Here is a 5,772-nt window from a genome sequence, read left to right on the forward strand (position 1 = left end):
GCCGCGCCGCCCCGTGGTCCGGTCATGCCGCGCCCCGCCGGTTCCGGAGCCGGGGGAGCGGGGGCCGGGGTGCATCCCGCGTCGCAGGCCCCCCGCGACGGCCGGGTCACCCGCGGCCCGTCGATGCCGGACTGGCGCCGCGTCCGTCGTGCCACCCGCGGGCGCTGGAAGGCCGTGCTGATCCTGCTGCTGGTCGCGTTCGTCGGGTTCGGCGTCTACCTCGACCAGAACATGACCCGGGTGGAGGCGCTGCCCGCGGACTCCCAGGCGTCGTCGTCGGGGACGAACTACCTGATCGTGGGATCGGACAGCCGCGAGGGACTCTCCGCCGAGGACGAGGAACGCCTCGCCACCGGCGACGCGGCGGGCCAGCGCACCGACACGATCATGCTGCTGCACACGGGCAGCTCCGGCAGCGTGCTCGTCTCCATCCCGCGCGACTCGTACCTCCCGATCCCCGGGAACGGCAGCAACAAGGTCAACGCGGCGTTCGCGTTCGGCGGCCCGGAGCTGCTCGTCGAGACCGTCGAGGCCGCGACCGGCCTGCGCATCGACCACTACGTCGAAGTCGGCTTCGGCGGGTTCGTCGGCGCGGTCGACGCGGTCGGCGGGGTGGACATGTGCGTCCCCCGCGCCATCGACGACCCGAAGGCGGGCCTCGACATCCAGGCGGGCTGCCAGGAGCTCGACGGGACGACCGCGCTCGGCTACGTCCGCACCCGCGCGACGCCCGGCTCGGACTTCGACCGCGTCCAGCGCCAGCGCGAGTTCCTCGCCGCGCTGCTCGGCAGGGCCACCAGCCCGCTCACGCTGATCAACCCGTTCCGGATGGTCCCGCTGGCGTCCGCGGTGACCGGCACGATCACCGTCGACGACTCCGACCACATCTGGAACCTCGCCGGCCTGGCCTGGGGGATGAAGGGCGTCTCCGGCGGCGACGGCGTGCAGACGACCGTCCCGATCGGCGGCAGCGCGGGCGGGTCGAACCTGCGCTGGGACCGCACCCGGGCCCAGGCGCTGTTCGGCGCCCTGCAGAACGACCAGGCGCCGCCGGAGTCCAGCTTCGGCCCCTGAGGGCGCCGGTCAGGCGGTCTTCTTCGTCGACCGCCGACGTGTGGTGGTCGGCTTCGCGGGCTTCGCGTCGTCGGTGCCGGTCTCGGCGTCGTTCTCCTCGGTCTTCTTCGTCCGGGAGGACGATCGCCGGTTCGGGGTCTTCTTCTCCGTCGGCCCGGACCCCGACCCGGAGTCCGACTTCGTCGACCGGGCCGCGTCCACACTGGCCTGCAGTGCCGACAGGAGGTCGCTCATCGAGTCCCCGCCGTCGTCGGCGGCCTCGGCGGCGGGCGCCGGGCGGGCGTCGCCGTCGGACTTCTTCGCCTCGATGAGGTCGGCCATCGCGTCGCGGTACTCGTCGTGGAACTCCGACGGGTCGAAGTCCGCGCCCATGCTCTCGACCAGCGACGACGCCATCTTCAGTTCCTGCGGCTTGAGGTCGACCTCGTTGTCGAGGATGTCGAACTCCGGCTCGCGGATCTCGTCCTGCCAGATGAGGGTCTGGAGCACGATCGCCTTGCCGCGCACCCGCAGCAGCGCGAGGGTCTCGCGCTGGCGCAGCGCCACCTTCACCACGGCGGTGCGGTCGGTCTCCTCGAGTGCCTCGCGCAGCAGCGCGTAGGGCTTGGCGGCCTTGGTCTCCGGCTCGAGGTAGTAGCTCTTGTCGAACAGCATCGGGTCGATCTGGTCGTTCGGCACGAACTCGATGACGTCGATCTCGTGCCCCGTCTTCACGGGCAGCGACGCGAGGTCGGAGTCGTCGAGGGTGATCAGCTCGCCGTCGGGGGTCTCGAAGCCCTTCACGATGTCGGCGTAGGTGACCTCCTCGCCGCACACCTCGCAGGTCCGCTTGTAGCGGATGCGGCCGCCGTCCTCACCGTGCACCTGGTGGAACCGGACGTCGTGGTTGGACGTCGCCGAATAGACCTTGATCGGCACGCTGACCAGACCGAAGGACACGGCCCCGCTCCAGATCGCGCGCATACGGTCCCCCCTCGCGTGCCGTCCGAAGTGACAGCATGACGGTGTGCAGCCCATGCTCGCCACCCCCGGACCCCTGCCGACCGGGGCCGGCTGGTCGTTCGAGGTCAAGTGGGACGGCATGCGCGTGCTGGCCGAGGTCACCGACGGCGGTGGTGAGCCGGCACTGCGCTTGCGTACCCGTTCCGGCCGCGATGTCACCGCGAACTTCCCCGAACTCGCCGGTCTGGTGGACCTTGCCCCTGACGTGCTCCTCGACGGCGAGGTGGTGCTGCTCGACGGTGGTGTCCCCAGCTTCGCCGCGCTCGCCCACCGGATCCACGGCCCCGTAGGCGGCCGCCCGGTCACGTTCATGGTGTTCGACGTGCTGCGCCTCTACGGGGTCCCGCTGCTCGACCGCCCGCTGGCCGAGCGCCGGGCCACCCTGGAACGGCTCGACCTGTCCGCGACCCCGCACGTCGAGACCTCGCCGCTCTACCCGGACGGGGCCGCACTGCTGGAGGTGACGGCGTCGCGGGGGCTGGAGGGCGTCGTCGCCAAGAGGGAGGACTCGCGGTACCGGCCGGGCCGGCGCAGCCCGGACTGGGTGAAGATCGCCCACCGGCACTCGCAGTCCTGTGTGGTGGGCGGCTGGAAACCCGAGAGGTCCGGTGCTGCGGGGCGGATCGGGGCGCTGCTGCTCGGTGTCCCCGGGCCGGACGGGCTGGAGTTCGCCGGCCGGGTCGGGTCCGGGCTGGCCGGGGCGGCGGTGCAGGAGCTGCTCACCGCCCGGCTGACCGGGGCACCGGAGTCGCCGTTCGCACAGGTCCTGCCCCGGGTCGACGCCGCGGGCGCACGCTGGTGTTCCCCGACGGTCGTCGCCGAGGTCGCCCACCTCGGGTGGACGGCGGCCGGCCGGCTGCGGCAGCCGGTCTTCCGCGGGATCCGCGACGACGTCGACGCCGCCGACGTCCGCCGGGAGCCCCGCTGAGGACGCCTGATCATCACCCGTTCGCGTGGTCCGCGCGGCGATGTGGTTCGGTGTGCCCGACATCGACGACCCGGAGGTGACGCGCGTGGCGGTCATGCTGACCTGGCGGTCCGACCCCGAGACCGACGGCGCCGCGGGCATGGAGTCGGCGCGCATCACGACCAACGGCGGTGGGTTCCGTGCCGTCGGCCGGATCATCCGCGGCGGGGAGGGCGGGGTGCTCACCGCGTCCTACCGGCTCGTCGTCGCCGGCGACGGGACGCTGTCGCGGCTCGCCGTCGACGTCGCCACCGCCGGGGGGGAGCAGCAGCTCACGCTGTCGCGCAGCACCGACGGCGTCTGGCTGGTCGACGACGGCTCCGGCGGCAGCCGCGGCCACTTCGGCGGCGCCCGTGACGTCGACCTCGCCTTCAGCCCGGTGTTCAACGCGCTCCCGGTCCGGCGCCTCGCCCTGCACCGTGAGCCCGCCGAGCACGTGCTGCCGATGGTGTTCGTCGACCTCCCGACACTGACCGTCGAGAACACCGAGCAGACCTACCGCACCGTGACGGCCGGGTCGCCCGGCACGCCAGCGGTCGTCGGCTTCGCCGCGGGTTCGTTCGCCGCCGACATGACCGTCGACGACGACGGCTTCGTCCTCGACTACCCGGGCATCGCGTCCCGGGTGACTCTCTAGCGCTTCACCGGCTCGACGACGTCGCCGCGGCGGCCGAGCTCGCGCAGCTCGGCGAACACGTCCGGTGCGCCGAGGTCGACCGGCACCTCCAGCGGCTCGCGGGTCGAGGCCCACCGCATCCGCGCCTCGTGCCCGGAGCGCACGGTCGCGGCCAGCCCACCGGTGGAGGCCAGCGCCCCGCGCATCGCGCCGAGCCTGCCCAGCGCGTCGTCGACGGCGGCGAGCAGCGCGCCCCGGTTGCCCTCGCACATCGCCAGGACCAGCTCGGGCCGGGTCCCGGCCACCCGGGTGCCGTCGGCGAACGAGCTCGCGGACAGGGCGAGGGCGAGGTCGTCGCCCTGCTCACCGGCGCCGACGGAGGCGAGCACCGCGGCGAACAGGTGCGGGAGGTGGGAGATCCGGGCGACGGCGACGTCGTGCTCGTCGACGGCCGCGGGCACCACCCGGGACCCGCAGTCCCAGGCCAGCTCCGCGACGTCGCGCCACACCTCGACGTCGAGGCCGTCGTCGGCGGCGACCACCCAGGCGGCGCCGGTGAACAGGTCCGCGGACCCGGCGGGCCAGCCGGACTCGGCGGTGCCGGCCATCGGGTGCCCGCCGACGAACCGGGTGCGCGGTGCGAACTGGGCGACCGCGTCGGCGACCGACACCTTCACGCTCACCGCGTCGGTGAGCCGGCAGGTGGGGGCGACCGCGTCGACGCGGCGCAGCACCGCCTCCAGCGCGGTCAGCGGGACGCACACGACGACCAGCGCGTCGGCCTCGGCGGCCCGGGCCAGCGCGGCGTCGGTGTCGGTGGTGACGTCGAACCCGTCGGCGACGGCGGCGGCCGCGGTCGGCTCGGACGCGGCGGTGCCCCACACCTCGCGCCCGGCGCGGGCCGCGGCCCGCAGCAGCGACCCGCCGATCAGTCCGGTCCCCAGCACACACACCGCTCGCATGCGTCACGAGGGTAGAGACCGCGGTTCCCGGCCCCGCGCGGACTCCGCTCGTCGCACCGCCCGACCCGGTGATCACCGGTTGTGGAGCGCAGAGGCACGGACAGCGCACTCCGGACTCCACAACCGGTGATCATGGTCCGGCGAGCAGCGCGGCCCCGCGGGGGGAGAGCCGGTAGCCGACCTCCAGGCTCTCGGTCAGGCCCAGCTCCTTGAGCGCGCGGACGTCGCGCTTGAACGCCGGGGTGTCCCGCCCGGCCCGCTCCGCGAGCTCGGCGGCCCGTACCCCGGGCAGCTCGGCGACCAGCCGCAGCGTCGGCCGGGTCCAGGGCCCCCGGCGCGACCGGCGGTCCATCCGGTCCAGGGCCGCGACGACGTCGTCGAGGTCCCCGGTCGCGGCCCGCAGCGACTCCCGCGGGTCGGCCCCGGCGAAGCGCAGCCCGATGCGGAACACCGGGTCGGACCGCGTTCCGCGGAACGCGCGGCGCACCCGGTCGGCGGAGGGCTCGCCCGCGGCGCGGGCGTCGTCGTCGGTGATGCGGTCCGGGTCCACCTCGTCGACGGCGACGACCTCGACCACCCCGGCGGCGGTGCGCAGCGTCGAGCCCACGGCCACCCGCGACCGCGCCCAGCGGCGGTACACGCGGTCGACCTCGCCCGCGGCGACCCCGCGTGCCACCGCCACCGGGAGGATCACCGCAACGCCCTCTCCAGCGCCCGCGCCAGCCCCAGCAGCACGTCCTCACCGACGGTGACCCCCACCAGCTGCACCCCCGCGGGCAGCCCCGGCACCGGGACCGGTAGCGCGACGACGGGCCGGTCGAGCAGGTTGAACGGCGAGGTCAGCTGCAGCATCGACGGCAGCACCGGCACCCCGTCGTGCTCGGTCGCGCCGATCGGCGTGGCCCGCAGCCGGGTGGTGGGGCAGAGCAGCACGTCGCAGGAGGCCCCGAGCCGGTCGAGCAGGGCGCGTCCGACCCGGCGGCGCTCGCGCCGGGCGTCGACGTAGAGGTGCGCCGGCGCCTCGGCGTGCGGGGCGAGCCGGGCGGCCGTCGCGGGCTGGTACTCGTCGCGGCGCTCGGCGAACCAACGCCGGTGGGTCGCGTAGGCCTCCGCGCCGGTGATCACCGGGTAGGTGGCGGCGAGCTCGGCCA

7 protein-coding genes are annotated in these 5,772 nt (G+C 74.6%); 3 read left to right on the forward strand and 4 right to left on the reverse strand.

Annotated elements, in window-relative coordinates; genetic code table 11:
* Window positions 1-1,074, forward strand: a 1,074-nt coding sequence (locus GTW08_RS14565) for an LCP family protein (protein WP_346009909.1), incomplete at its 5' end; no start/stop codon positions are given.
* A 9-nt stretch (window positions 1,075-1,083) separates the two neighbouring features.
* Here the strand turns inward: GTW08_RS14565 and GTW08_RS14570 are convergent.
* Window positions 1,084-2,037: a Ku protein gene (locus GTW08_RS14570; protein ID WP_161152061.1), complete on the reverse strand. Its 954-nt coding sequence runs from the start codon at window positions 2,035-2,037 to the stop codon at window positions 1,084-1,086.
* A 52-nt stretch (window positions 2,038-2,089) separates the two neighbouring features.
* On the opposite strand from GTW08_RS14570, the gene ligD reads away from it, so the two are divergent.
* Both ligD and GTW08_RS14580 read left to right on the forward strand, forming a co-directional pair.
* Complete coding sequence (gene ligD / locus GTW08_RS14575) at window positions 2,090-3,004, forward strand: non-homologous end-joining DNA ligase (protein ID WP_083658635.1); 915 nt, start codon at window positions 2,090-2,092, stop codon at window positions 3,002-3,004.
* A 52-nt stretch (window positions 3,005-3,056) separates the two neighbouring features.
* Window positions 3,057-3,680: a putative glycolipid-binding domain-containing protein gene (locus GTW08_RS14580; protein WP_346009910.1), complete on the forward strand. Its 624-nt coding sequence runs from the start codon at window positions 3,057-3,059 to the stop codon at window positions 3,678-3,680.
* On the opposite strand, the gene GTW08_RS14585 is transcribed toward GTW08_RS14580, so the two are convergent.
* From GTW08_RS14585 to GTW08_RS14595, 3 genes are all read right to left on the reverse strand, one after another.
* Entirely contained in the window at window positions 3,677-4,621 is a 945-nt protein-coding gene (locus GTW08_RS14585; protein WP_174565871.1) for a prephenate dehydrogenase, read from the reverse strand. The two genes, GTW08_RS14580 and GTW08_RS14585, sit on opposite strands and share 4 nt — an antisense overlap.
* A gap of 130 nt (window positions 4,622-4,751) precedes the next feature.
* A complete protein-coding gene (locus GTW08_RS14590) occupies window positions 4,752-5,297 on the reverse strand; it encodes a hypothetical protein (protein WP_346009911.1) in 546 nt (181 codons plus the stop codon).
* 14 nt (window positions 5,298-5,311) lie between these two features.
* Window positions 5,312-5,772, reverse strand: a 461-nt coding sequence (locus tag GTW08_RS14595; RefSeq protein WP_255497597.1) for an amidase family protein, incomplete at its 5' end; no start/stop codon positions are given.

The organism is Pseudonocardia sp. SID8383 (assembly GCF_009864975.1).
GTDB lineage: Bacteria > Actinomycetota > Actinomycetes > Mycobacteriales > Pseudonocardiaceae > Pseudonocardia > Pseudonocardia alni.

Coding starts and splice junctions, on each gene's coding strand:
- ligD (WP_083658635.1), top strand. CDS start 2,090: ATGCTCGCCACCCCCGGACCCCTGCCGACCGGGGCCGGCTGGTCGTTC.
- GTW08_RS14570 (WP_161152061.1), bottom strand. CDS start 2,037: ATGCGCGCGATCTGGAGCGGGGCCGTGTCCTTCGGTCTGGTCAGCGTG.
- GTW08_RS14585 (WP_174565871.1), bottom strand. CDS start 4,621: ATGCGAGCGGTGTGTGTGCTGGGGACCGGACTGATCGGCGGGTCGCTG.